Raw genomic sequence first — 24,936 nt, forward strand, 5'->3', positions numbered from 1 at the left:
TCCCCTTGCAGGAAGGGGAGCACTAGCGTACACACCGCTCACGCACCCTTAAGAATATCGGCAATAAAAAACGCCCCCGATAAATTACCGGGGGCGTGTCATTATTCTTTGCTCTTTGTTCCTTATTACTTCTCCTCCAAAACCTTCGTTACCAAAGCCGCAGCTTCTTTCAACAAAATAGCAGAGTATACTTTCAGTCCTGATTCGTCTATTAGTTTTTTAGCTTCTACAGCATTGGTTCCCTGCAAGCGCACGATGATTGGCACCGGAATATTTCCGATCTCTTTGTAAGCATCGATGACACCTTGTGCAACACGGTCGCAGCGAACAATACCGCCAAAAATGTTAATCAGGATAGCTTTTACGTTTGGATCAGAAAGGATGATATTGAAACCAGCTTTCACCGTTTCAGCATTTGCAGTTCCGCCCACATCCAGAAAGTTTGCCGGCTCACCGCCTGCAAGCTTGATGATATCCATAGTTGCCATGGCAAGACCGGCACCGTTAACCATACAGCCCACATTTCCATCAAGCTTTACATAGTTCAGGTTTGATTTGCTGGCTTCAACTTCTGTTGGATCCTCTTCGCTGGTATCGCGCATTGCTTCGTAATCCTTGTGACGGAATAAGGCGTTATCATCCAGGTTTACTTTCGCATCAACAGCAAGGATCTTGTTGTCTGAAGTCTTCAGAACCGGGTTGATCTCAAACATGGATGAATCCGTTTCGTCGTATGCACGGTATAATGCAGCGATAAACTTGGTCATATCCTTGAATGCATCGCCGCTAAGTCCGAGGTTGAATGCAATCTTACGAGCCTGGAAGCCCTGGAGGCCAACCTTAGGATCTACTTCTTCTTTAAATATAAGGTGCGGAGTGTGCTCTGCTACTTCTTCGATATCCATACCGCCTTCGGTAGAATACATCACGATGTTACGACCTTTGGCACGATCAAGAAGGACACTAACATAAAACTCCTTTGTTTCACTTTCTCCAGGGTAATACACATCCTGTGCAATCAAAACTTTACTAACCAGCTTGCCTTCCGGACCGGTCTGAGGGGTGATCAGCTGCATGCCGATGATCTGGCCCGCTTTTTCTTTCACCTCATCAAGATTCTTTGCGAGCTTAACGCCGCCGCCTTTACCGCGACCACCCGCATGGATCTGTGCTTTTACTACAACCCAGTCTGAATTGTATTCTGTTTTCAGCTTTTTAGCTGCCTCAACAGCCTCTTCAGCAGTTGATGCAACGATGCCTTCCTGAACTCTGACACCGAAGCTCTTTAATATTGCTTTACCCTGATATTCGTGAATGTTCATGTACTTATTATTTGAAGTAAAACTACGTTTTTATGTGGAAACCTGAAAATTCAGGTTAAGCAATTCTTAAAAAATCACTGTTTTTGTTGCAGTCTGCAAACAGTATTGTAAACAATTTGCACCTTTGCAATTCCAATCTGACCTTATATATGCTTCAGGCAACAGGAATTCATAAATCATACGGAAAACTTCATATCCTTAAGGGCGTTGACCTCGAAGTACAAAAAGGCGAAATCATCACGATTGTAGGAGCTTCCGGAGCAGGAAAAAGTACTCTGCTTCATATTATCGGTACGCTTGATCGCCAGGATCAGGGTACGGTGCGCCTGAATAACATAGATATCGCAACGCTTTCACCAAAAAAACTCAGCGCTTTCCGTAACGAACATATTGGCTTTATCTTCCAGTTTCACCACCTGCTGCCCGAGTTCACCGCCCTCGAAAATATTGCTATTCCTGCTTATATAGCTAATAAGGGTAAAAAGCAGACCGAAGAAAGGGCAAGGGAGCTGCTGGATCTGCTGGGTTTGAAAGACCGTGCTAATCATAAACCGAATGAATTGTCGGGAGGGGAGCAGCAAAGAGTTTCGGTAGCACGAGCAATGATCAATAGTCCATCCATTATTCTGGCTGATGAACCATCAGGGAACCTGGATTCGAATAATGCCGAGAGCCTGCATCAGCTGTTTGCCGATCTTCGGGATCGCTTGCAGCAGACGTTTGTGATCGTTACCCATAACGAGAACCTGGCGAACATGGCGGATCGCAAGATCATTATGAAAGACGGACAAATAATCATGTAGCAATGCCCGTATTGATAACTGCAGGCTTAAGTCCGGAATCGTACCGGCTTGAGCGGATTTTGGGAGAAGCGAGAACCGAGAAGCGAGAAACGAGAAGTGGAGAACGAGATGCTCAGCCTGTGGTATTTGCCGATGTGAGTGAGCTTCCACAGCTTCCTGGAAAGACAAGTTTGGTAATACCGCATTATGACTCCCCAAGTTTTGTCCACGAAACCTTAAAAGCCTGTCTCGATCTTGGTATCACAAAAGTATACCCTTTAAGGATTGGAGAAATTCGTGAGCTCGCTAAAGCAAGAGACCTTTTTGATGAATACCAGATCAGGCTGATGATCCCATCCAATGAATGGCTTGATAAAAAGGCAAATAAGGTGGCTCAAAAGGCAGGCGAGATAAGTGTGCTGGACGGGGGAATGCTAGTAGCAGGAGTGGCAGTGGGCAATGATATGCAATTGAAAAATGAGACCGGCGTATTTAGCCGGGCAACCAAAGAACAAAAAACAGAGTATAGCTTATATTTAGTGAATGATGCTGGAATATAAAGACTTCGATCCGGGGAAGAAAGCATTTGTATTCGAGCTGGATAATGTTATTTACCCCGAGAAAGACTATTTACTACAGGTTTATTACCTTTTTTCAAACTTTATCGAGTTTACAGAAGGCGTGCCCTCTTCTGCAGAACTCACGTCTTTTTTTAAAACGGCCTATGAGCATCATGGTGCAGTTGAAATTTTTGATAAGGCAAAAGAGGCCTTTAATATCGATGAGAAATACAGGCTCAACTTTGACAGACTGCACTATTCGGCCATTCTTCCTTTAAAGCTGCTAATGTACAAGGAAGTGTTGAAGCTGATGCAGGAGATTATAGTTGACCGAAAACAGCTGTTTTTAATCACCAATGGTAAGCCCGAAATTCAGCTCAATAAGATCCGGCAGCTGGAATGGAATGGCCTGGAAAAGTATCTTCGCGTTTTTTATGCAGAAGAAATAAAACTTAAACCCGAACCAGACGTATTAACGTATATACTCAAAGACAATAACTTAGTACGGAAAGAAGTTGTTATCATAGGAGCTACCCAAACAGATGAAGATTTTGCGGCATCATGCGGAGTAGATTATGTGAATGTGGATGACTTTCTGTAAATTCATCTTGTAACTAGTGAAAAACCAATTATAAATTAAAATAAACAATGATAATTAAGTCAACTATTCAAAAGCTTGTAATCCTGACCTTTGGTGTTCTGATTGGCTTTTCTGCATGTAAGAAAGATCCAAAACCTACTCCAACACCCGTTACACCGCCAGTCGTAACACCACCAACCAGAGCAGAGCTCACTAAAGATTCTATATTCCTGTATGCCGCACAAACCTATTACTGGAATGAGCCATTCCCATCATATGATGCTTTTAAACCACGCAGTTATGCTAGTAACCAGGCGGTGTTAGATGCTATTATTAAATTGCCGGGAACAGGCAAGCCTGTAGATAAGTATTCCTTCCTGGATGATGGATCTGTTTCATCAGAACTAGGCGGGGTAAGCGGTGACTATGGTTTTTCTGTTTTTTATAATGGTACGACCCCAACAAGCGACCTGCGGATCAAGTATGTTTCTCCGAACTCGCCAGCAGCCGGCAAAGGGCTTAAGCGCGGATACCGGATTACCAAGATCAACGGCAGAACTGAACTGAGTACTGGTGCAGATGCTAACGTTGCTTTTGTGAGTGATGCTGTATTTGGATCGGCCAATACGGTGAGTCTTACTGTTCAAAAGCCGAACGGAACAACAGAAGACGTAGTAGTTAATCGCGGTACATATGCCACCACACCGATATTCCATACCTCGGTGCTAACGGCGGGCAGCAAGAAAGTAGGTTATATTGTATTCAATAGCTTTACTACCAACTCCCGAGATGCCCTGACAGCAAAGATGGCCGAGTTTACTGCGGCCGGTGTTACCGAGCTTGTTGTCGATTTGAGGTATAATGGAGGTGGTTCTGTTGCAACAGCCGATGTGTTTACCAATCTGATAGCACCAGCATCATTGAACGGGACCACCATGTATACTACGTTCTGGACCAAAACGATGCAGGATGGTAAAGCTAGTATTTTATCAAATCAACCACTAACAGACGGCAATGGTAAATTACAGCCATTTACTGGCGGGGTAAATGGAGTATATGCTACATATGCTGACATTGATTACAAGCCTGCGGCAAACAGAGAGGTTTTTGCGAAAGTTGGTTCTGCGAATATCAGCAAGGTTTATTTCTTGGTTCTTTCAGGAACAGCCTCTGCGAGTGAGCTACTTATCAATAACTTGAAACCGCATATGGATGTTAAGCTAATTGGAAGGACAACTTACGGTAAGCCAGTTGGATTCTTTGCCATCGGCATTGATAAGCTTGACCTTTATATTCCACAGTTTGAAACCAAGAATTCACAGAATGTCGGCGGTTACTACACCGGTATGACACCTGATTTCACTGTTGCAGATGATGTGACAAAAGATTTTGGCGACAAAACCGAATCATTACTAGCAGCAGCTCTGAGCTATTCCGAAAAAGGAACATTTAGCCTGATTAAGCCGAATACGACTATCAGCAGTGTTAAACCCATGTCGGTAAAAGAAGCTGAAGTGATGACTGATAAACTTGATGGAAACAGGTTTAGAGGGATGAGTTATGATAAGAAGTTGAAGTTGAAACAGAAGTAAGTAGTACGTTGTACGTTTTACGTTATACGTCTGGGTGGATAAGCGAGCGTTTAGTTACGTACAACGTAAAACGTACAACATATAACTTTCCTCATCGCACTGTAAATAAATACCCCATTATTCAATTAAGGGGTATTTTTTTTGAATTGCTAACGAATATCCACTAAATTAGTAGTCTATTATATTTTTGATAGGGAATTAAATCAAGGTATTATGAGTTTAAGACTAGGCGATATTGCGCCAAACTTTAAGGCTAAATCATCTCAGGGTGAGATCGATTTTTACGAATATTTAGGAGATAGCTGGGCGGTATTGTTTTCGCATCCGGCAGATTATACTCCGGTGTGTACTACGGAATTAGGGAAAACGGCATCTCTTAAAGACGAATTCGAGAAACGTAACGTAAAAGTAATTGCATTAAGCGTTGACAACGAAGAATCTCATAAAGGCTGGATCAAGGATATTAACGAGACACAAGATGTTGAGGTGACTTTTCCAATACTTGCTGATGAGAACAGAGAAGTGGCTGAACTATATGGGATGATTCACCCAAATGCATCTGAGACATTTACCGTAAGGTCATTGTTCATTATCGGACCTGACAAGAAGATTAAACTGATGATCACCTATCCGGCTTCTACGGGAAGGAATTTTCAGGAAATTTTGCGCGTAATTGATTCTTTGCAGCTTACAGCAAATTATAGCGTTGCAACTCCGGCTGACTGGAAGGAAGGTGAGGATGTGGTTATTGTTCCTGCGATTAAGACCGAAGATATTCCGGCTAAGTTCCCGAAGGGTTATACAGCGATTAAGCCGTATTTGAGAATGACTCCCCAACCGAATAAATAGTTGGAGGAAGGATCGAGAGTCAAGAATCAAGTATCAAGTATCAAGTATCAAGAACCAAGAATCAACCTGCCTGTCGGCAGGCAGGGATTTCCACAAAGCGTAGGGGACGCAGAAAAATGTGATAGCTTCTGGTTTACGCCGATTCCAGCGAAAGCCTGCCTACCGCAGGCAGGCTGGAACCTCCTCTGTTGTGCAAAGGGGATTAGAATTTAGAAACGCCAGGGAATAAATAATTTCTTTTGGATGACGAGAGATTCTTTATATTTATATTAGTTAATAGCTCTGTGTTTAAGTACATAGAGCTTTTATTTTTTTATTTATTATGGCAACAGGAAAAGTAAAATGGTTCAATACTCAGAAGGGGTATGGATTTATCGTAAATGATGATGATAGCAAGGAGATTTTCGTTCATTTCAAAGATGTTGAGGGCGGGGCAAATGCTATCAGGGAGAACGACAATGTAGAATTTAATATAGAAGAGGGGCGGAAGGGACTGCAGGCGACGAATGTCAAGAAAGCATAAAGAAAGAGCCAGCCTACCTATTAAGACACTAAGCTATTCGGTTGCAATGGATCACCAAAAGTTCGTTTTTAGGGCCGGTGCAGAATAAAAGGTAATCATTACCGCCATCGCTGATCCGGAGCTTTTTCCGGACTTTCTCAGCATCTTGCGGGAAGTTACGGCAGATGATGTTTGCTTTTTTTAGGGAATTCTTTTTGATAAAATCTCCGTATTCCCTTGTGCTGATCACAGTAAATGTTCTTCCGGGAAAGCTTTTGCTGAGCAAGTCCGAGGTGTAGAGGTGCGTATGCTGATGAAGTTTGTCAACTTTGAATTCCCTTGTTATCAGCTTAAAGCATCCGGCTTTTAACAGGGCCACATCCGGCTCGTAAAGAAAAGCCCGGGGAGCTGAATAGTGTCCCAATAAAAAAGCTTTCTCCTCGGATGCCCGAAATGTAAATTCCTGGACTGCTTCTTTGTTTAGTAGAGCACAGGTGATTGGCGGATCAGTTTCGTTTGATCCTTTGTCGATAACATAAACTACTTCCTTGCAATCGTTCCTTACACTCAGTACATGAACTTCAGATACGCTGCCCAGCTCTTTTATAGTCAATGATATGTCGAGGAGGGGTGCAGTCTTTATGATGATCCGTTGAGATTTGTCTGACAGTGGGTTCATTTCTGTCACTACATCTGGCTCACAGTCTTTTAACATGAACACTTTACGGGAACTCACCCTTCTGGACGGGTCGATATAAACCGTGTCAAAGGGGTTTGAAGATTCTTTCAGGTAATCAATGCCGTTAGAGTGGATATGTTCGATATTAAAGCCCAGCACATGGGAGTTATGGTTCGAGATAGCCGATAATTCCTCATTAAGTTCGCAATGAATAGTATGATTTACCTTAGTGGACATAAATCCTGCATCCACTCCAAAGCCACCGGTCAGGTCAATTAAACTCTCACCTTTAACCAGCCTAGCCTTATATTTTGCAGTTTCTTCTGAGGAGCATTGCTCGAGCGCCAGTTTGTCGGGGTAATATATTCCCGGAGTGTTATGCCATAAGCGCAATTTCACCTCACAGCGCTTCCTTCCGTCGATCTGCTGGGCGAGCTCTTTTGAGTTGACGTCGGGGAAGGGACTTTTCGCCAGACTGACAGCAGCGACATCTGCACGAGCATTTTCATGTATAAACTCCTGAACTGGTGGGTTTAATATCGCCTTGTTCAATCTCTTACTTTAATACAAACTGGGCAGTATTCCTGCTTGTTTGTTCCAGCAAAACCGACCTGTTAGACGTGAGTTTGTCAATATCAGCCCGGGTGTAGTGGCGGATAGTTATCAGATCCAGGCCAGTGTTATACCTGATCTTATAATCTGAAAGCTTTTTGATCAGCCGTTCCAGTCGAGCTTCATTGAAGTCGCAGCAAAGTGAAAGGCTCAGAGCTGAGACCTGCATCATGTTAATCTTTATGTTGATCGCTGAAAGCGAACTGAATATTGTGCCTAAACTTGCTTCATCAATAAAGGACAGGTCGGACGTACGGATGGACACGAGAACTTGTTCTTTCTTTACGATTATGGCAGGAAGTTCCTTGTCGAAGTCTGGCTGACCGTCAATGCAGGTACCACTGTCCTGCGGTTGCATAAAGGGTTTGACGAACAGTGGAATCCCGGCATTTTGCAGCGGCTTTATTGTTTTGGGATGGATGACGGTTGCCCCATAATAAGCCATTTCAAGCGCTTCGACATATGGAATATGGCTGTAGACCCGGCTATTTTCAAATAATTTCGGATCCGCATTCAGTACGCCGGGAACATCTTTCCAGATGGTGACTGACTCCGCGCCGAGACAGGAAGCAAAGATTGCAGCAGAATAGTCGGAACCCTCACGACCGAGGGTAGTAGTGAAGTTCTCGGATGTTCCTCCGATAAAACCCTGGGTGATTATAAATTGATCTTGAAGTGTATCCGTAAGTCCTTTGATAGCTGAACGCGATTTGTCGAGATCAATTTTGCCCTCACGGTAGGTATTGTTGGTATGAATCATTCCACGGGCATCTACCCAACGGGTTTTTAACCCGATAGAATCGAGGTATGCCCCAACAATCCGGCTGGATACCAGCTCGCCAATAGATACTATTTGATCATAGTTAAAGTCATACTCCGGGTGCGGTTCTTCTTCCAGGATCCAGTCTATCTCGATAAATGCGTTTGCAACATCATTAAATACAGAATGGTTTTTATCCTCGAACAGATCATTCATAATCTGCTCATGATATTGCTTAATTTCATCGAACACCTGGTGTACATCCTCGTTTTGCGCAACATAGGATTTTGTCAGCTTTTCAAGAGCGTTGGTCGTTTTACCCATTGCCGAAACGACAATCAGGATTTTATCCGACTTATGTAATTCCAGGATATTCGCTAATGTTTTTACCCCTTCCGCATCCTTGACAGATGCCCCACCAAATTTAAAGATCTTAATCACCTGCCAGTCTGGTTAAATTAGTTGAAATTGGATAATTGTTCTTTAGAAAGCGAAACATTAAGCCATCCGCCATCAAGGGGTGCGTTGTATTTCTTGTAGAAATTAATTGCTGGCTCATTCCAGTCGAGTACTTGCCAGGACATTCCATTGAAGCCTTTCTCTACTGCTTCTTCAATCAGCCTGTCAAAAATTATCTTACCTATACCCTGACCACGCATTTCTTCCGTTACTAATAAATCTTCGAGATATAAACGGCAGCCTTTCCAGGTAGAGTATCTAATGTAATAGAGTCCAAACCCGTGTATTATGCCTTCAGATTCAGCAACAAAAGCCTTCCAAACCGGCCGAGGGCCAAATCCGGCATCTTCAAATTCCTCGAGGGTGACAGTCACCTCGTCAGGTGCGCGCTCGTAAACCGCAAGTTCCTGAACAAGCTCCAGTAAGCGTTTGCAATCTTCTTTTCGGGCTACACGTATCGTAATATCCATTCTTGATTATCAGGTTTAATCGTTGTCAGTTTAAGCGCAGATAGTCTGTACTTCCCAAATGCTAATTCTTTTTAGTTCTGTTTCCAAACAATGTGCTACCCAGTCTTACCATTGTGCTTCCCTGCTCCACGGCGATTTTATAATCCCCGGACATGCCCATAGAAACCTGATCGAAACCCGGGTCTTTCCGGAAAAAGGTTTCCTTCAAGCCGGAATGAAAGGTCTTAAGCTCATGAAATTCATCACGGATCATCCGTGGGTTTTCTGTCAGCGTGGCAATACCCATAACACCCCTTATCCTGATGTTCTTTAACGCCTTGAATTCGTCGGAGCGTAATAGCTCAATGGTTTCAGCAAAATCCATTCCATACTTAGTGTCTTCATCAGCGATATAAATCTGCAGCAGGCAGTCGATAACACGGTTGTTTTTCAAGGCCTGCTTGTTTATTTCCTGAAGCAGTTTGATGCTGTCGACGGAATGGATCATCGAGATAAACGGCGCGATGTATTTTACTTTATTGGTTTGGAGATGACCGATTAGGTGCCATTCGATATCCTTTGGCAATTTCTCGGCCTTTTCTACAAGTTCCTGCACCATATTTTCTCCAAAGATCCGCTGTCCGGCTTCATATGCCTCCGTGATGCTTTCTACAGGTTTAGTCTTAGAGACAGCAATTAACTGAACTCCGGTATTTTTAAGTTCATCCTTTATCGCTGATATGTTAGCTGCAATGCTCATTAAATGCGTATTTTTGTATGAAATTTGAAAGGGGTAAACCTACGGGATAAGAGGGAGAGTATCAAGGGGGAAGAAACAGGAACCAAGAACCAAGAACCAAGAGCAAAGATTAAAGAACAAAGACACCGGAGGGTACTGAAACATCCAACATCAGCGATGAAACACATATTTATATTGCTTCTTTCCATCTTCATGCTAACTGCCTGTCGTCGTCATGCGGCGCCGGAGGGAATTCTCGAAGAAAAGCAGATGGTTGAGGTCCTTACTGATCTGTCTGTGGTTGACGGGTATATGGCGACACTTTTGTACAGTGACACGCTGAGGATACAAGGGAAGAACTACTATGCCACGGTTTATAAAAACCATAACACCAGTAAAGCGGTTTTCGACAAGAGCATGAAGTATTACAGCCTTCAGCCCGTATTACTCGACAGTATGTACAGCAAAGTAAGTAAGCGTCTGGAAGCAAAAGAGAAGAGGTTGAATAAAATTTACGAGCTGGAACAAAGAAAGAAGACCTTAGTTAAATGATCTACCCCAATACCGCGGCTGAGAAGCTTGGATTTCTTGACATAAAAGAGTTGATCAAATCGTACTGCCTGAGCACGATGGGTCAGCAGATGGTGGATAAGATTAGTGTGATGACTAATTTTGATCATATCAATAAATTCCTGCGGCAGACCAATGAATTTAAAAGTATACTGCTGAATGACTCTCCGCTGCCTATAACCAACTTTTTCGATATCAAGACCCTGGCGGAAAAAGCACGGATCGAAGGGACTTACCTGACGGAAGATGAATTTTTCAGGGTATCTGTGTCGCTGAGTACAGTGTTTGCCGTTATTCATTATTTTTTTGAACGGGAGGGACAGTATACAAATCTCCAAGCTCTGTTTGAGCACTTGCCGGTTGAAAAATCCATATTAGGCAAGATTGAAAGGATTATTGATCCCAAAGGGAAAATTAAAAACAATGCGTCATCTGAGCTGCAAAATATAACATCAGATATAGCCAAAGCAGAACAAGAAGCAAGAAAGCGAATTGATCAGATATTTAAGAATGCCCAGAACAATGGCTGGACTGCAGACGGAAACCTGACTGTTCGTGACGGCAGATTATGTATTCCAATTCTTGCAGAGAATAAACGAAAGTTAAAGGGTTTTATTCATGACGAATCCTCATCCGGGCAGACCGTTTACCTCGAGCCTGAGGAAGTGTTCCAGTTGAATAATATTATCCGGGACTTAGAGTTTGAAAAACGTCGTGAAATCATCAAGTTACTTGTTGCCTTAACAGATGAATTGAGACCCTATGTGCCCTTGCTGCTATCGTACCATGGATTGCTCACGAAGCTTGACTTTGTACGCGCTAAAGCTCTGTTCGCGATAAGTATCGACGCGGAAATGCCTGTTTTGATTAAGGAAGCCGAATTGGATCTCATTAATGCACGGCATCCCTTGCTTTTTCTGAACTTTAAAAAAGACCAGCAGACAGTTGTACCTTTAAATATCAAAGTTGATGAGCAGCAGCGGGTTATCGTTGTTTCTGGTCCCAATGCTGGAGGTAAGTCGGTTTGTATGAAAACGGTGGGCTTATTGCAGATCATGGTGCAGGCTGGATTGTTGATTCCTGCTGACGAACATTCCAAAATAGGCCTGTTCAAGCAAATCTGTGCTGACATTGGCGACGATCAGTCGATTGAAAGTGACCTGAGTACTTATAGTGCGCATTTGTCGAAGATGAAGAACTTCATCGAAATGGCAAATTCGAGAACGCTTATACTTATTGACGAATTTGGTACGGGAACTGATCCCCAGTTTGGCGGACCAATTGCGGAGGCTGTTCTGGAAGAACTCAATCAAAAGAAAGTTAGAGGGGTGGTTACAACCCACTATTCCAATTTGAAGACCTTTGCGAACTCTACACCAGGACTGGAAAATGCGTCAATGCTATTTAACAACCAGGAAATGCAGCCTTTATATATCTTGTCGCTGGGCAAGCCTGGAAGCTCATATGCATTTGAAATAGCCCAGAAGATCGGCCTGAGCCAAAAGGTGCTCCAATCCGCGAAAAATAAAATTGGTGATTACCAGAAAAAAGTTGACACACTGCTGGTTGATCTGGAACGGGATAAAAAAGAGCTGATTGATACGCGGGTATCCCTGGAAAAAGGGGAGCGCAGGTTGAAAGTCATGCTGGCAGAGAATGAGCAGTTGAAAACCTATCTCGAGGAGAATAAACGGTCGATAATTAAGGATGCCAAGGTTGAAGCTCAGAATATTATCAAGAATGCCAATAAGCTGATTGAGAATACTATTTCAGAGATCAAAGAGAATAAGGCGGAGAAAGAGCAAACACAGAAGTTGCGTCAGAACCTGGAGCAGGAACTGAAGAAACATACTGTCCCTGAAAAGAAAGCCCCTAAACCGCAGACTGTTGCTGAATTGCAAAAAGGTGACTGGGTAAAACTAATGGATTCGGAAACGATCGGACAGGTTATAGAGATAGCCCGAGACAATGTCATCCTGGCTATGGGTGATCTAAGATCGGTAGTAAAGCTTAAGCGGGTAGAAAAGATTTCCAATAAGGCTGTACCAAAAGAAATCCGTAAATCGTATGCTCACGATCTCACCCAGGATTTTTCAACTTTCAGTACCGAGCTCGACCTTCGTGGCCGCAGGGGCGACGAAGCCTTATACGAAATAGAGAAATACCTGGACAGAGCGGTGATGATGGGACTGAACAGCTTGAAAATAATACATGGAAAGGGTGATGGAATCTTACGTAAGCTTATCAGGGGGTATTTGAGTAAATATCCGCAGGTAGACCGTATGGAAGACGAACATGCTGATCGGGGCGGGGATGGCATCACATACGTGTACCTGAAATAGCAGAACAATTTCCATTACGGGATGTTTAATTTCAAACTTCCTGTTATGAAAAAGCTACTCTTACTAACCCTTTTTGCCGGGCTGCTAATCTATGGCGGCTGCAAGAAATCCTCGAATGATCCGGAGCCTGTTCTGACTGACGCAACAATTGATATACAGGTATTGTCGCAAAATCTCACTTTGCCATGGGAAATCACCTGGGGGCCAGACAATATGATCTGGATGACGGAGCGAGGCGGGCGAATTAGCCGGGTAAATCCAGGCACAGGTGCTGTTACAAATGTTATCACTATTCCTGATGTAAAGGCGACAGGAGAAGGTGGTCTTTTGGGAATGGCCATACATCCTTCCTTTACGGCAAATCCGCACGTTTTTGTTGTTTATAATTATGACAAGGCCGGCACATATACGGAAAAAGTGGTTCGGTATACCTACAATGGTTCCACGCTAACGAGCCCTACCATCATTCTGGACAACATTCCGGCTTCCAATATCCACAATGGAAGCCGCTTACTGATAAGTTCAGACCTTAAACTTTATATCACCACCGGCGATGCATCCAATCAGCCCTCGGCCCAGAATCTGACTTCTACCAGCGGCAAGATCTTGCGAATTAATCTCGATGGTACTATCCCGTCTGATAATCCTATTGCAGGCAATCCGGTCTGGAGCTTTGGCCACAGAAACCCGCAGGGACTAGTTTTCGCTAACGACAAACTTTACAGCTCGGAACATGGTCCAGACAAGGACGATGAAGTAAATATTATCCTGAAGAACAGGAATTTTGGCTGGCCAACAGTGAATGGATTATGTGATGAGAATGGTGAACAAAGCTTTTGTACCGCAAACAATGTCGCCCAGCCTATTATCCGCTGGACACCAACTCTGGCAGTTTCCGGAATGGATTTTTATAACAACAACGCTATCCCTCAATGGAAAAACTCCCTGATCCTGGCTACTCTTAAAGACGAAACCCTGTATCAGCTTAGGCTTAACGCTGCAGGCGATAAAGTAGATGAGTCTAAAAAACTAATTAGCGGTACTTACGGGCGTCTAAGAGATGTTTGCGTCTCACCGGAGGGGAAAGTATTTGTGGCAACGAGTAATGGCTCGAATGACAAGATCATTGTGCTTATGAAGAAGTAAAGTCCGATAGCTTTTGTATTTTCGTCAACTAACCAATTAAGTATGATCAATAAAGTAGTTACTGATGCTGATGAAGCAATCCGGGACATAAGCAATGGCATGACTTTGATGCTGGGTGGTTTTGGGCTCTGCGGTATTCCTGAGAACTGTATTAATGCCCTTGTAAAGAAGGGAACAAGTGATCTTACCTGCATATCTAATAACGCAGGAGTTGATGATTTTGGAATTGGGCTGATGCTGCAGCAAAAACAGGTGCGCAAGATGATCTCTTCCTATGTAGGTGAAAATGCAGAATTTGAACGGCAGTTACTCTCGGGGGAACTGGAAGTTGAGCTTATTCCGCAGGGTACCCTGGCTACGCGCTGCATGGCTGCAGGCTACGGGATGCCGGCAATATTTACACCCGCAGGAGTAGGCACCGAAGTAGCCAAAGGAAAGGAAGTACGCAATTTTAATGGCAAGGATTATCTTATGGAAGCAGCTTTTGAAGCTGATTTTGCAATCGTGAAGGCTTGGAAGGGTGATACTGCAGGTAACCTTGTTTACCGTTCTACCGCAAGAAACTTTAATCCGGTTATGGCCATGGCAGGCAAAATTACTATCGCAGAAGTTGAAGAGCTGGTGGAAGTAGGAGAACTCGATCCGGATCACGTTCACACCCCGGGTATTTTTGTACACCGGATCTTCCAGGGGAGGGACTATGAGAAAAGGATAGAGCAGAGGACGAATAGAAAGGCAGAACGAGAAATTTGAAGATTTGTTAATTTGATGATGCTATGCGAAACGACAAAGAAAATCTGATTGTGACTTTGACATTCGATTTCGCTCTGCAGATAATCAGATGTTCAAGGGAATTGCAAAAAAAACGTGATTACTCATTGGCTGATCAGTTACTTCGGGCAGGGATTTCGATCGGAGCCAATGTCAAAGAAGCTCAAAATGCAGAAAGTAAGGCAGATTTTATTCATAAAATGAAAATAGCGGCGAAGGAAGCTGATGAAGTGGAATACTACCTTGAACTTATCTCGCAATCTGAATATCTTTCGGTATCTGATGTACCCACGCAACAAATACAATCTATCGTCAAGGTATTATCAAAAATAATTGCTTCGGCAAAATCGACGACTTAGTACATTTTCAAATTAACAAATTTTCAAATCATCATATTGAAATGTTAGATAAAGACGGAATTGCAAAGCGCATTGCGCGGGAAATAAAGGACGGATATTACGTAAACCTGGGAATTGGTATACCGACGCTGGTAGCGAACTATATTCCTGAAGGTATAAATATTGTACTCCAGTCGGAGAACGGCCTGCTGGGCATGGGACCATTTCCTTTTGAGGGAGAAGAGGATCCGGACCTGATCAATGCCGGCAAGCAGACCATAACTACTTTGCCAGGTTCTGCGATATTTGATTCAGCCTTAAGTTTCGGGATGATACGTTCGCAGAAAGTGGACCTGACCATACTTGGTGCGATGGAAGTTTCTGAGAAAGGTGATATTGCTAACTGGAAGATCCCAGGTAAAATGGTAAAAGGTATGGGTGGTGCCATGGATTTGGTGGCTTCTGCTAAAAACATTATTGTTGCCATGCAGCATGTAAATAGGGCGGGTGAAAGTAAGCTGCTTCCGGAATGTAGCCTGCCGCTTACAGGAGTCAGGTGTGTGAAAAAGATAGTCACCGAACTTGCAGTATTAGAAATTGTACCACAAGGGGGTTTTAAGCTGCTTGAAAGAGCTCCGGGGGTAACTGTTGAGGACATTCAGAAAGCAACTGCGGGTGAGTTAATTATTGAAGGAGAGATTCCTGAAATGATGTTGTAGGTGTGTTAAATTTGCCTGGAATCAAACTAAAATTGCTTCGCTGCGCTTGCAATCACACAACGATACTACTTAAGGAAAGATGGGTTGTTAATGAGAAGAAGTAAGAAGTTAAGTGTCTGAACTTAACACGGTAGCTCTGAGCCTTTCCGAAATTTCATCAGTGATCATAATAATATCTTCGGCCACGTGCGTGTTGTTGGTTATCACTTCATCACATTCGTCTTTATATGGCAGCAAATAGGCTTTATAAGCAGGGACGACGTGATTATTCCACTTGTAAAGCACATCGCCTTCCGGATAGCCACGTTCCAGCAGATCCCGCTTTAAGCGGCGCTGCAATGCGATGTCTTCGTCGGTGTCGATGAATATTTTAAGGTCCAACAGTTCTGAAATCTCCTTAAAATGCAGGATAAATAACCCTTCGACAATTACAATTGGAGCTGGTTTAATTTCCAGGAGCCTGGGTTCAGCATTTGGGTTATTGAAAGTGTATTCTTTCTGATATACCGTTTCCCCGTTAATGAGCTTTGAAATGTCGCTCATGAAAAGATCATTATCAATGGTGCAGGGTTCGTCGAAGTTGTAAAGCTTATTTTCCTCTGCCGTCATGTTATGGGCGACGCGGAAATAATAATCATCCTGTGATACCAGGCAGACCTCATTATCTTTAAAATGATTCAGAAAACACTTTAAGAAAAACGTCTTACCGGAACCGCTACCGCCGGCAATACCAATGACAAATGGCTTATTACTCATTAGGGACACCGTATACTATCGTTGCTTGAAATCGTTTATCTATTGCGCCGATAAGATCAGCAGCAGCTTTCGTTATAACAATGATAGCATCTTTTGTTGACTCATTTTGAGAGAATTTACCAACAACTTTAGTGAAAGTGCTTTTGCCGGTCATTGGGTTTGTGATCTTAATAATTGTGCCAATAGGGGCAGTTTGATGCAGCGCAAGCATTTTAGTTCCGTCCAGGTTTTCATCTGAGATCCAAATGGCGACCCCGCGCTCATCTACCTCACGCAGGCCATACCGGGCGGGTGGCAACTTGAGTCGGTCACCAGCATTCATACTGCTGTCGATTTGAGTCGAAGAGTTTCTTGGTTCCGCTTTAGGAATATCGAGGGGAGGTGCCTGTGGAGGTACGACTGCGCTGGTATTTCCGTAGGGCACCTTAATGATCTGGCCGATAGCAAGGTTATTGCTGGTTAGATTATTCAGTGCCTTGATATCTTCAACTGTTGTATTGAATTTTCGGGCTATCGCAACCAGATACTCCCTCGGCCCAACTTTATAATCGATTACAGCTAATTTGGAAGGTGCGGTAGCTTCTGGTTTTTCATAAGTTGCCTGAGCTTGAGGAGCTGAATATGACCGGTCTGTTGGAACTCTGAGAATAGTTCCTATCTGGAGTGTTCTGTTACTGTTGAATTGTATAATGGATTGTGGTGTAACGTTGTATTTTCGGCCAATAGAATAATAGGTTTCTTTTGCCTCAACCTTATGTACTATAGTTTTTTTGCCATTTAAGTTCTCGACACTTATCGAATCTAGAGTTATAGATGCATTCACTTTACCCACTAAGAAGATAAAGCAAAGTGATAATACCAGTCGTATCAGCATTGAATTAAATTTGTTAAAAGTTTGCAATTATACTAAATATGCAAGTATTTCTTCCTTGTTTCGAACGTAGAAAAGATGATTTTGCTGGATAAAGAACGCTTCCGGTTGTAGTTTTTGTATACCGGATATTAATATATCATCCAGCAGGATCTTATCTTCCTGATATACAACTAATCGTTGTTTCATTCGGCCTCCTTCGATCTCATGAAAACTGAGTAAATTCTTGCCAGAATGTTCTAAGAATGATATTTCCCCTGCCACTTCGCCGTGTTGTATGAATCCCGGGAAAGTAAAGGAATTTTCATATTCCGGAAAGGAAATTTCAGCAGGGTTGTCCACTGCCGGCGGGGCTATAGGTGAAGCGGTGAGATGATCAATCCAATAGTATTTTCTTGGCTGAATCCTGGTGTCGTACACCCCCAATCCACCGTCGCGAACCTCATTTAGAGAAATGTTATATTGTTCCCACAAAACTGTTCCGTCACTTGCACTAACCGAAAGAACTCCCTTGCTCTCCGGTGTTTGGGAATGTTCAAAAGCATTGAGGATGAAGTTTTGACTTCCCGCAAAAGCCAGGCTGAGATTCCAGGTTTCGTGATATAAGCGTTCCTTAAAATACGTTTGGCCAGTTTTGAAATTTAATGAGCTAAACGAAACCTGCTTTGATTCAGAATTGCGGGTTTCAATGGCTAACAAGCCGCTGCCGTGAACTTTTATCTTCCAGACGAAACCAGAAAACTTCTCATTCAAGCCTGGAACAAGTGTATTATTATTGGGACGCATAATTCGCAAATTAAGTCAATTTGCCAATTTAAGTGTCACCATAGTATTTAATTTACCATTCGCTTATTCAGGCAAGAAATTTGTATAGTGTTACCAGAAAAAATATTAACCAGATTTAATTATCATGAACGCTAAAGAAATCAGCTTAGAGGAAAAGGAAGTGAAGCCTATTGTAGACCAGTTAAATGATCTTTTGGCAAACTACCATATTCATTATCAAAAACTTCGGGGATGCCATTGGAATATCAAGGGTCCGCATTTTTTCACACTGCACATAAAGTTCGAAGAGCTTTATAATAACGCCCAGCAAACAATTGATGAGCTGGCAGAGCGGATATTAACACTAGGCAAATCACCTTACAGCACGTTTGCTGATTATATTAAGATTTCAAAAATTAAGGAAGCGAACACAATAGGAATGAAGGATAGTGATATGGTCGCAGCAATACTGGATGATTTCAGCAACCTTATCGAGCTTGAGCGCGAGATAATGAGCACTACTGCCGATGCAGGAGATGATGGGACAAATGACCTGATTAATAAGTTTATGCAGTTTAAGGAAAAGAATACGTGGATGTTGAGATCATTTGCAGGAAAAAGCTAAGATCTACTGATTGAGGAATAAAAAAGCCGCCCCATTAATAGGAGGCGGCTTTTTTATCTTAAGCACAATTTAAAACCGTGTGCCTACAGTCAGAAAGACATTGTGGCGGGTGTTCTTTAATGACGCGATCGGGCCTGTCCCATTATTAAGCGTATAGGGCTTCACGTCTGAATTAAAGCCAACGTTCTGGTAAGTGAGGTCAACATAGTAATTCCTTATTCTGTAACCCAACCCGCCGCTATAGGTGCTGGTATTTAAATCGGTGTCAGATAGATTTTTATAAGGATTGCCCTGCACTCCGTAACCACCGCGCAGCATAATGTTTTCAATCTTGTATTCAGCTCCAACGCGATAGTTCACAGTGCTTTTGTAATTATCCAAAATATCACGGTTATTATCGTTGATCAGTGCATTGTCCCCATTCTGTGATGGGAGGAAGTTAATAGTTGAATAGTCCACAAAGTCCACGTCAGCGGAGAGGAATCCCTGATTTCCGAAGAAATAGCCAATACCACCACTAAGCTTCATTGGAGTTCGCAGTTTGTATCTGAAATCGTATACTTCTTCGTCATTCAAGTATTGAGTTGCACCATTAACACTTTTAGAATAACGGGTGTCGAGATTTTCTGCGTAGGTATCTTCGATGGTATACCAGGTGGGACTTTGGAAAGTAGCACCAAGTCTTACGTTTGCAGTAGGACGGAAGATAGCACCAACCTTTGCGTTTATACCTGAACCTCTGGTCAGCTGCCGCTGATTAAAATTAAGAACATAGTCACTGCCTTCGGTAACATTATAGCCGTCCTCAATATATTCAGTGTAGCTATTATAATTGATGCTTGCTAATCCAATACTAGCTCCGATATATAACTTGTTCTCATAATTTGCACCAAATGCAAAGTTGACTTCCGACTGGGATCCGGTCCTGTCTGTAGTATTTGTCTGCACATTGTTGACATCCGTTTCCGGGAAATAGTAACCAGCGGCGTCATAGCCTATCAGGTAGTTATCATACGCCATACGCTCTAAGGTTCCTACCGGCAGGGTGCTGGGTGCACCATAATTATCTGTAGCTAACTCAGAATAGTAATCCGCAACGGAATTAACTCCGTTTGTGCCGGAGAACGTCACGTTATTGCCATAACCCTTTGTACGGTTATATCCCAGTCCGAAATTGAAGCTGATCCAGCCTTTGTCCAACTGAGCTCCTTTAGGCTTGGTTACTGTGGAGTTAAACACAACTGCAGCATGCGCAAGACCCATTTGGTCTTTCCGTCCAAGGTTTCTCTGACCAAGATATTGAGCATCTGCAGTAAAACTGTTGAATTCTGGCGTGAGGCTAAATTCAGAGCGGGTAAATAAACCTAATCCTGCGGGATTGGCCCCAACTGAACTCAGGTCGCCACCAACACCTGTTTGGGCTCCTATAGCTTTAAATCGGGCTGTACTTCCGAAGGGAGTTTGCGAGAAACGAAGGGCATCTCCTGAATATTGGGCATATGCTTGTCCGGTAGCAGCCACTATGGCTGCCATGGATAATAGTATTCTGAAATTCATAAGGTTTTACTTAATAGGCATTAATTTCCTCTTGATGGACGGCCACCGCCACCACCACTGCTGCTACCGCCACCATCACTTCTGCCGCCGCCGCTGTTGTTATTTGACGGAGGTGCGGAATTAATGCGTTCTGGCTGAGAACTCCTTTGCGGCTGCTGGCTGACACGCTCCGGTCTTGGTTGTGTTGCAGCAGGCCTTGACGTTGGAGCAGTTGAAGTACTGCCGTCATAACGACCGGCACGACTTCCGCCAGACTGGATAACATTAGGGTTATTGCCGTTTCTGATAACGCCTCCAGCGTTTCCGCCATTTACAGCACCAGGATCGATGGGAAGACCATTTGATCCCCTTACCGGCCGCGGACGATAATTAGGTGAAGTATAAGCGGGACGACCAACACCGTAGCCACCACCATAATATCCGTTTCCGTAACCGCCCCCAAAGCCTATTCCATATGGATTATAGTAAGAGGTAGTCCCCCAGAAATTACTGGTGTAGTTGTATCCGTAATATCTCCAAGGATTATAATTGAAGAACCCTCCATTGATGCCTACCGCCAGGTTTATACCGGGGCCGCCGTAGAAGCTAAACGGATTGTAAAATGGATCATAATAGCTACTGTACATGTTGCCGTAATAGCCATTGTACATGTTGCCGTAATAGCCATTGTATATGCTGCCATAATTATATCCATAAATATTATTATAATATCCTCTCCACGGAGTGTAATTACGGAAGCGGTAAATTCTTTGGGCATAATCACCACTGTATGCGTCCCGATAGAGTTCCTCATCAGTGACATAGTCGGATTTACGGGTCTCAGGATCAGCCTGAGCAACAACTTCTGCTTTTTCTTTAGCCTTTGCTTCAGAATAGTAAACATCATCATTTTGATCAACCTGGGCTGTTTGCTTGTTTGTTGCGCAGGAGCCCATGATCAGAAGCGATGAGATCGCCAGCAGGTGTGTAAGTTTAGTTTTCATAACGGCAGTTATTTGGTTATAATCAACGTTTAATTTCAAGACGATAGTATTCTTAGAATGGTTGCATCTCAAAATTATAATAGCTCGGGTAGTTTTATAACTTTGCTGACTGAACAATTCAATTAATAAATATACGAAATCTATTCCGTTTCAAGTTATGAGCAAGGGTTTAACAAGCAGAGAAGACGATTATTCACAGTGGTATAATGAACTTGTTACAAAAGCAGACATGGCCGAGCACTCTGCCGTTCGTGGATGCATGGTTATAAAGCCATATGGTTACGCCATATGGGAAAATATGCAAGCTGCACTCGATAAGATGTTTAAAGACACTGGTCACAGTAATGCTTATTTCCCCTTATTTATCCCGAAATCTTTCTTTTCAAAAGAAGCTTCGCACGTGGAAGGCTTTGCCACAGAGTGTGCTGTAGTTACTCATTATCGATTGAAGAATGATGGCAACGGAAATATTATTGTGGACGAAGATGCAAAGCTTGAAGAAGAACTCATTGTACGGCCTACCTCAGAAACGATTATTTGGAATACTTACAAAGGCTGGATACAATCGTACCGCGACTTGCCAATTCTTGTTAACCAATGGGCAAATGTGGTTCGGTGGGAGATGAGAACACGCCTTTTCTTACGGACAGCAGAGTTTTTATGGCAGGAAGGACATACAGCACATGCCACATCGCAGGAGGCTATAGAGGAAACGGAAAGAATGCTTGAAGTGTACGCAGACTTTGCCGAAAATTGGATGGCAGTTCCGGTTATCCGAGGAAAGAAAACAGCGAACGAACGCTTTGCCGGTGCTTTGGATACCTACTGTATTGAAGCGCTGATGCAAGATGGTAAAGCTTTACAAGCCGGTACGAGTCACTTCCTGGGACAAAATTTTGCAAAGGCCTTTGATGTTAAATTTACCAGCAAAGAAGGTAAGCTTGACCATGTGTGGGCAACGTCTTGGGGTGTTTCAACCCGATTAATTGGCGCATTGATCATGGCGCATTCTGATGATTCCGGGTTAGTGCTGCCACCAAAACTCGCACCCATACAAGTGGTGATCGTCCCTATATATCGGTCTGATGAGGAGTTTGATAAGATATCAGAATTAGCAAAAGAAATTTCGAAGGAGCTTAAGCTAAAGAACATTTCTGTTAAGTATGACAATAGAGATACACTGCGGCCTGGATTTAAATTCGCTGAGTATGAGCTCAAGGGTGTTCCGGTGAGGCTCGCTATTGGAGGCCGCGACCTGGAGAATGGAACAATTGAGATAGCCAGACGAGATACCAAGGAGAAGCAGACGATTTCCAGAGATGGATTAGTTGGACATATTGAGGATCTTTTGATCGAAATGCAGCAAAGCATTTTTAATAAAGCTTTGAAATTCAGGGAAGATAATACCCGGGAGGCCAATACTTATGAGGAGTTCAAGGCGATCCTGGATGAAAAGGCAGGTTTTGTATCAGCGCACTGGGATGGTACTTCCGAAACTGAGAAACGGATCAAGGATGAAACAAAAGCCACCATACGCTGTATTCCTTTGAATAACAAGTTGGAAGAAGGTGTGTGCATGGTTACCGGAAAGCCATCTTCTCAACGTGTATTGTTTGCAAGGGCGTATTAAGGGATTACGAATAAGAATTAGAAGCTAACAAGATACTTCCATGGCAGAAACGACGCCTTATGATCAGATACTTAAGCTGCTTGAAGATAAAGCACGTCTGAAGCAGCAGATATTCAGGACCACTTCTGACGTTTTCAGTCGTTTTAAAACAGAACTGGAAACTATCGGAACCAGGATGCGTTCAGATTTTAAGGACAAAGACGCAACTGTTGATATCTCATATTCTGATAAAGGTGATTTTGAAGCTCAGTTAAAGTTTTCGGGAGATGTTTTAGTGATCTCCATGCACAGTAATGTCTTTAGTTTCCCACCTGAGCACGCTGTTAATCAGTTGGCCTATGTTAAAGCAAATCCGACAAGGAAATACTGTGGAATAATTCACATTCACAATTTTCTGGCTGATTCGCTCAAATACAATCGTTCTTCCGACATGGGATACCTCCTTGGCAGGATTTTCATTAATGAGGAGGAGCACTTTTTTGTGGATGGACAAAGTCAGCTCGGTTTCCTTTTTAACTCATTTGGGAAAGGCAAGATTAAGCAGAGTCAGATAATTGAGATCCTGCAGCTGGCAATAGTTTACTGTATGGATTTTGATCTTTTGACACCACCTTTCGAGACGGTCAGACAAATTACGCTTCAGGAAAAGCAATTTATGGGTGCAAACTCGGGCTACCCAACAGGGAAAAGAATGGGCTATAAATTCAGAACTGAGCTTGACCCGACGGTAATTCCCAACAATAAGAAATGAGTCAAGAGTTATCAGTTTATTGACTAATTCAAAATCTAAACTAACCAGCTTCTAGCAGTAGAGCTGCAAAATACGTTAACATGAAATTCGGAACCAAAGCTATTCATGCAGGACAGGAACCTGATCCTACTACAGGGGCAATAATGACCCCGATCTATCAAACCTCGACTTATTGGCAAAAATCGCCGGGCGATAACAAAGGATTTGAATATTCACGCGGTACAAACCCGACCCGTCAGGCTTTGGAATCGTGTCTTGCTGCATTAGAGAATGCAAAACACGGACTTGCTTTTTCCAGTGGCATGGGGGCCACAGATGCCGTATTGAAATTATTGAGTCCCGGGGATGAAGTTATTACCGGAGACGACCTATACGGGGGGTCTTATCGCATATTCACCAAGGTTTTTGCAAATTATGGGATTAAATTCCATTTCGTGGATATGACCAAAGCTGAAAATGTGAAACAACATATTAACAGCAACACAAAACTAATATGGATTGAAACTCCGACTAATCCAACCATGCAGATTGTGGACATTAAAGCGGTTGCAGGCATCGCAAAGGAGCGTCAGGTTCTTTTGGCTGTTGATAACACCTTTGCTTCTCCATATCTTCAGAATCCGATAGATCTGGGGGCTGATATTGTAATGCACTCTGTCACCAAATACTTGGGCGGACATTCGGATGTGGTCATGGGAGCTTTAATGGTGAACGATGATGATCTCTACAAGCGGCTTTGGTTCATTTACAATGCATGTGGTGCTACTCCTGGACCGATGGACAGTTTCCTCGTTCTACGCGGCTTAAAAACTCTTCATTTAAGGATGAAAGCGCATTGTGAAAACGGAAGGCAGATTGCAGAATTTCTAAAGACTCATCCGAAAGTCGATAAGATTTACTGGCCTGGCTTTATTGATCACCCTAATCATGACATTGCTAAGAAACAAATGCGTGATTTTGGCGGAATGATATCTATCACCTTGAAGGGAGCTGATCTGCAGGAGACGTATAGAATTGCTTCTTCATTCAAGGTCTTTTCACTCGCCGAATCGCTAGGAGGCGTTGAATCACTTATCAATCATCCTGTGTCCATGACCCACGGGTCTATTCCAAAGGCTGAAAGGGAAAAAGTTGGTGTTACTGATAACCTGCTCAGATTAAGCGTGGGAGTGGAGGATATTGAGGACTTGCTGGAGGATATCAAGCAAGCCCTATCGTAATACTTTA

Annotated in this window: 25 protein-coding genes and 1 pseudogene; 16 read left to right on the plus strand and 10 right to left on the minus strand. The window is 43.1% G+C overall.

Annotation, left to right across the window (positions count from 1 at the left end):
- Window positions 1-125: 125 nt before the first annotated feature.
- Window positions 126-1,322: an ADP-forming succinate--CoA ligase subunit beta gene (gene sucC / locus B5X60_RS03220; RefSeq protein WP_079701214.1), complete on the minus strand. Its 1,197-nt coding sequence runs from the start codon at window positions 1,320-1,322 to the stop codon at window positions 126-128.
- A 149-nt stretch (window positions 1,323-1,471) separates the two neighbouring features.
- On the opposite strand from sucC, the gene B5X60_RS03225 reads away from it, so the two are divergent.
- The 6 genes from B5X60_RS03225 to B5X60_RS03250 all read left to right on the plus strand — a co-directional run bounded on the left by B5X60_RS03225 (window position 1,472) and on the right by B5X60_RS03250 (window position 6,208).
- Window positions 1,472-2,125: an ABC transporter ATP-binding protein gene (locus B5X60_RS03225; protein WP_079701215.1), complete on the plus strand. Its 654-nt coding sequence runs from the start codon at window positions 1,472-1,474 to the stop codon at window positions 2,123-2,125.
- Between the two features lie 2 nt (window positions 2,126-2,127).
- Complete coding sequence (locus B5X60_RS03230) at window positions 2,128-2,664, plus strand: ATP-grasp domain-containing protein (RefSeq protein ID WP_079701216.1); 537 nt, start codon at window positions 2,128-2,130, stop codon at window positions 2,662-2,664.
- Complete coding sequence (locus tag B5X60_RS03235) at window positions 2,648-3,265, plus strand: HAD hydrolase-like protein (RefSeq protein ID WP_245803458.1); 618 nt, start codon at window positions 2,648-2,650, stop codon at window positions 3,263-3,265. Before B5X60_RS03230 ends, B5X60_RS03235 begins: the two co-directional genes overlap by 17 nt.
- Window positions 3,266-3,312: 47 nt before the next feature.
- Window positions 3,313-4,836: a S41 family peptidase gene (locus B5X60_RS03240; protein ID WP_079701217.1), complete on the plus strand. Its 1,524-nt coding sequence runs from the start codon at window positions 3,313-3,315 to the stop codon at window positions 4,834-4,836.
- Between the two features lie 213 nt (window positions 4,837-5,049).
- Complete coding sequence (locus B5X60_RS03245; RefSeq protein ID WP_079701218.1) at window positions 5,050-5,685, plus strand: peroxiredoxin; 636 nt, start codon at window positions 5,050-5,052, stop codon at window positions 5,683-5,685.
- Between the two features lie 322 nt (window positions 5,686-6,007).
- Window positions 6,008-6,208 carry a cold-shock protein gene (locus B5X60_RS03250; protein ID WP_079701219.1) on the plus strand — a complete coding sequence of 67 codons (201 nt, stop codon included), beginning with the start codon at window positions 6,008-6,010 and terminating at the stop codon, window positions 6,206-6,208.
- A gap of 28 nt (window positions 6,209-6,236) precedes the next feature.
- Here B5X60_RS03250 and B5X60_RS03255 read toward each other — a convergent pair whose 3' ends face one another.
- The 4 genes from B5X60_RS03255 to B5X60_RS03270 form a co-directional block, all read right to left on the minus strand.
- Entirely contained in the window at window positions 6,237-7,418 is a 1,182-nt protein-coding gene (locus B5X60_RS03255; RefSeq protein ID WP_079701220.1) for a THUMP-like domain-containing protein, read from the minus strand.
- Window positions 7,419-7,422: 4 nt separating this feature from the next.
- Complete coding sequence (locus tag B5X60_RS03260) at window positions 7,423-8,679, minus strand: aspartate kinase (RefSeq protein WP_317043732.1); 1,257 nt, start codon at window positions 8,677-8,679, stop codon at window positions 7,423-7,425.
- 17 nt (window positions 8,680-8,696) lie between these two features.
- Complete coding sequence (locus B5X60_RS03265) at window positions 8,697-9,167, minus strand: GNAT family N-acetyltransferase (protein ID WP_079701221.1); 471 nt, start codon at window positions 9,165-9,167, stop codon at window positions 8,697-8,699.
- A gap of 61 nt (window positions 9,168-9,228) precedes the next feature.
- Window positions 9,229-9,906, minus strand: coding sequence for a YggS family pyridoxal phosphate-dependent enzyme (locus tag B5X60_RS03270; protein WP_079701222.1), 678 nt, complete (start codon window positions 9,904-9,906; stop codon window positions 9,229-9,231).
- Between the two features lie 156 nt (window positions 9,907-10,062).
- Between B5X60_RS03270 and B5X60_RS03275 the strand changes: the two genes are divergently transcribed.
- The 6 genes from B5X60_RS03275 to B5X60_RS03300 are packed head-to-tail and all read left to right on the plus strand — an operon-like array spanning window position 10,063 to window position 15,771.
- A complete protein-coding gene (locus B5X60_RS03275; protein ID WP_139377347.1) occupies window positions 10,063-10,437 on the plus strand; it encodes a DUF4296 domain-containing protein in 375 nt (124 codons plus the stop codon).
- Window positions 10,434-12,797 carry an endonuclease MutS2 gene (locus B5X60_RS03280; protein WP_079701224.1) on the plus strand — a complete coding sequence of 788 codons (2,364 nt, stop codon included), beginning with the start codon at window positions 10,434-10,436 and terminating at the stop codon, window positions 12,795-12,797. Before B5X60_RS03275 ends, B5X60_RS03280 begins: the two co-directional genes overlap by 4 nt.
- A 45-nt stretch (window positions 12,798-12,842) precedes the next feature.
- Window positions 12,843-13,943, plus strand: coding sequence for a PQQ-dependent sugar dehydrogenase (locus tag B5X60_RS03285; RefSeq protein WP_079702288.1), 1,101 nt, complete (start codon window positions 12,843-12,845; stop codon window positions 13,941-13,943).
- A gap of 42 nt (window positions 13,944-13,985) precedes the next feature.
- Window positions 13,986-14,696: a CoA transferase subunit A gene (locus B5X60_RS03290; protein ID WP_079701225.1), complete on the plus strand. Its 711-nt coding sequence runs from the start codon at window positions 13,986-13,988 to the stop codon at window positions 14,694-14,696.
- Between the two features lie 23 nt (window positions 14,697-14,719).
- Window positions 14,720-15,073, plus strand: a complete 354-nt coding sequence (locus tag B5X60_RS03295) for a four helix bundle protein (RefSeq protein ID WP_079701226.1) — start codon at window positions 14,720-14,722, stop codon at window positions 15,071-15,073.
- Window positions 15,074-15,114: 41 nt separating this feature from the next.
- Complete coding sequence (locus B5X60_RS03300) at window positions 15,115-15,771, plus strand: CoA transferase subunit B (protein ID WP_079701227.1); 657 nt, start codon at window positions 15,115-15,117, stop codon at window positions 15,769-15,771.
- 108 nt (window positions 15,772-15,879) lie between these two features.
- Here the strand turns inward: B5X60_RS03300 and B5X60_RS03305 are convergent, their stop codons facing one another.
- The 3 genes from B5X60_RS03305 to B5X60_RS03315 are packed head-to-tail and all read right to left on the minus strand — an operon-like array spanning window position 15,880 to window position 18,184.
- The gene (locus B5X60_RS03305; RefSeq protein ID WP_079701228.1) at window positions 15,880-16,527 is read right to left on the minus strand and encodes a uridine kinase family protein; all 648 of its coding nucleotides are present in this window, start codon (window positions 16,525-16,527) and stop codon (window positions 15,880-15,882) included.
- On the minus strand, window positions 16,520-17,401 hold the full coding sequence (locus tag B5X60_RS03310; RefSeq protein ID WP_079701229.1) for a septal ring lytic transglycosylase RlpA family protein: 882 nt from the start codon (window positions 17,399-17,401) through the stop codon (window positions 16,520-16,522). Before B5X60_RS03310 ends, B5X60_RS03305 begins: the two co-directional genes overlap by 8 nt.
- 27 nt (window positions 17,402-17,428) lie before the next feature.
- The gene (locus B5X60_RS03315) at window positions 17,429-18,184 is read right to left on the minus strand and encodes a DUF4905 domain-containing protein (protein WP_079701230.1); all 756 of its coding nucleotides are present in this window, start codon (window positions 18,182-18,184) and stop codon (window positions 17,429-17,431) included.
- Window positions 18,185-18,308: 124 nt separating this feature from the next.
- Between B5X60_RS03315 and B5X60_RS03320 the strand changes: the two genes are divergently transcribed.
- Window positions 18,309-18,788, plus strand: coding sequence for a Dps family protein (locus B5X60_RS03320; protein WP_079701231.1), 480 nt, complete (start codon window positions 18,309-18,311; stop codon window positions 18,786-18,788).
- A 69-nt stretch (window positions 18,789-18,857) separates the two neighbouring features.
- On the opposite strand, the gene B5X60_RS03325 is transcribed toward B5X60_RS03320, so the two are convergent.
- Window positions 18,858-20,345, minus strand: a complete 1,488-nt coding sequence (locus tag B5X60_RS03325; protein WP_139377348.1) for an OmpP1/FadL family transporter — start codon at window positions 20,343-20,345, stop codon at window positions 18,858-18,860.
- A gap of 20 nt (window positions 20,346-20,365) precedes the next feature.
- Window positions 20,366-21,328: a hypothetical protein gene (locus B5X60_RS03330; RefSeq protein ID WP_139377349.1), complete on the minus strand. Its 963-nt coding sequence runs from the start codon at window positions 21,326-21,328 to the stop codon at window positions 20,366-20,368.
- A gap of 157 nt (window positions 21,329-21,485) precedes the next feature.
- Here B5X60_RS03330 and proS point away from each other — a divergent pair, with 157 nt between their 5' ends.
- The 3 genes and pseudogenes from proS to B5X60_RS03345 form a co-directional block, all read left to right on the plus strand.
- On the plus strand, window positions 21,486-22,958 hold the full coding sequence (gene proS, locus B5X60_RS03335) for a proline--tRNA ligase (RefSeq protein ID WP_079701234.1): 1,473 nt from the start codon (window positions 21,486-21,488) through the stop codon (window positions 22,956-22,958).
- A 40-nt stretch (window positions 22,959-22,998) separates the two neighbouring features.
- Window positions 22,999-23,709, plus strand: a complete 711-nt coding sequence (locus B5X60_RS03340) for a hypothetical protein (protein ID WP_079701235.1) — start codon at window positions 22,999-23,001, stop codon at window positions 23,707-23,709.
- Window positions 23,710-23,783: 74 nt separating this feature from the next.
- A pseudogene (locus B5X60_RS03345) lies at window positions 23,784-24,929 on the plus strand (cystathionine gamma-synthase); the annotation flags it as partial.
- Between the last annotated feature and the right edge of the window lie 7 nt (window positions 24,930-24,936).

Source organism: Daejeonella lutea (genome assembly GCF_900168015.1).
In the GTDB taxonomy this organism is placed as follows: domain Bacteria; phylum Bacteroidota; class Bacteroidia; order Sphingobacteriales; family Sphingobacteriaceae; genus Daejeonella; species Daejeonella lutea.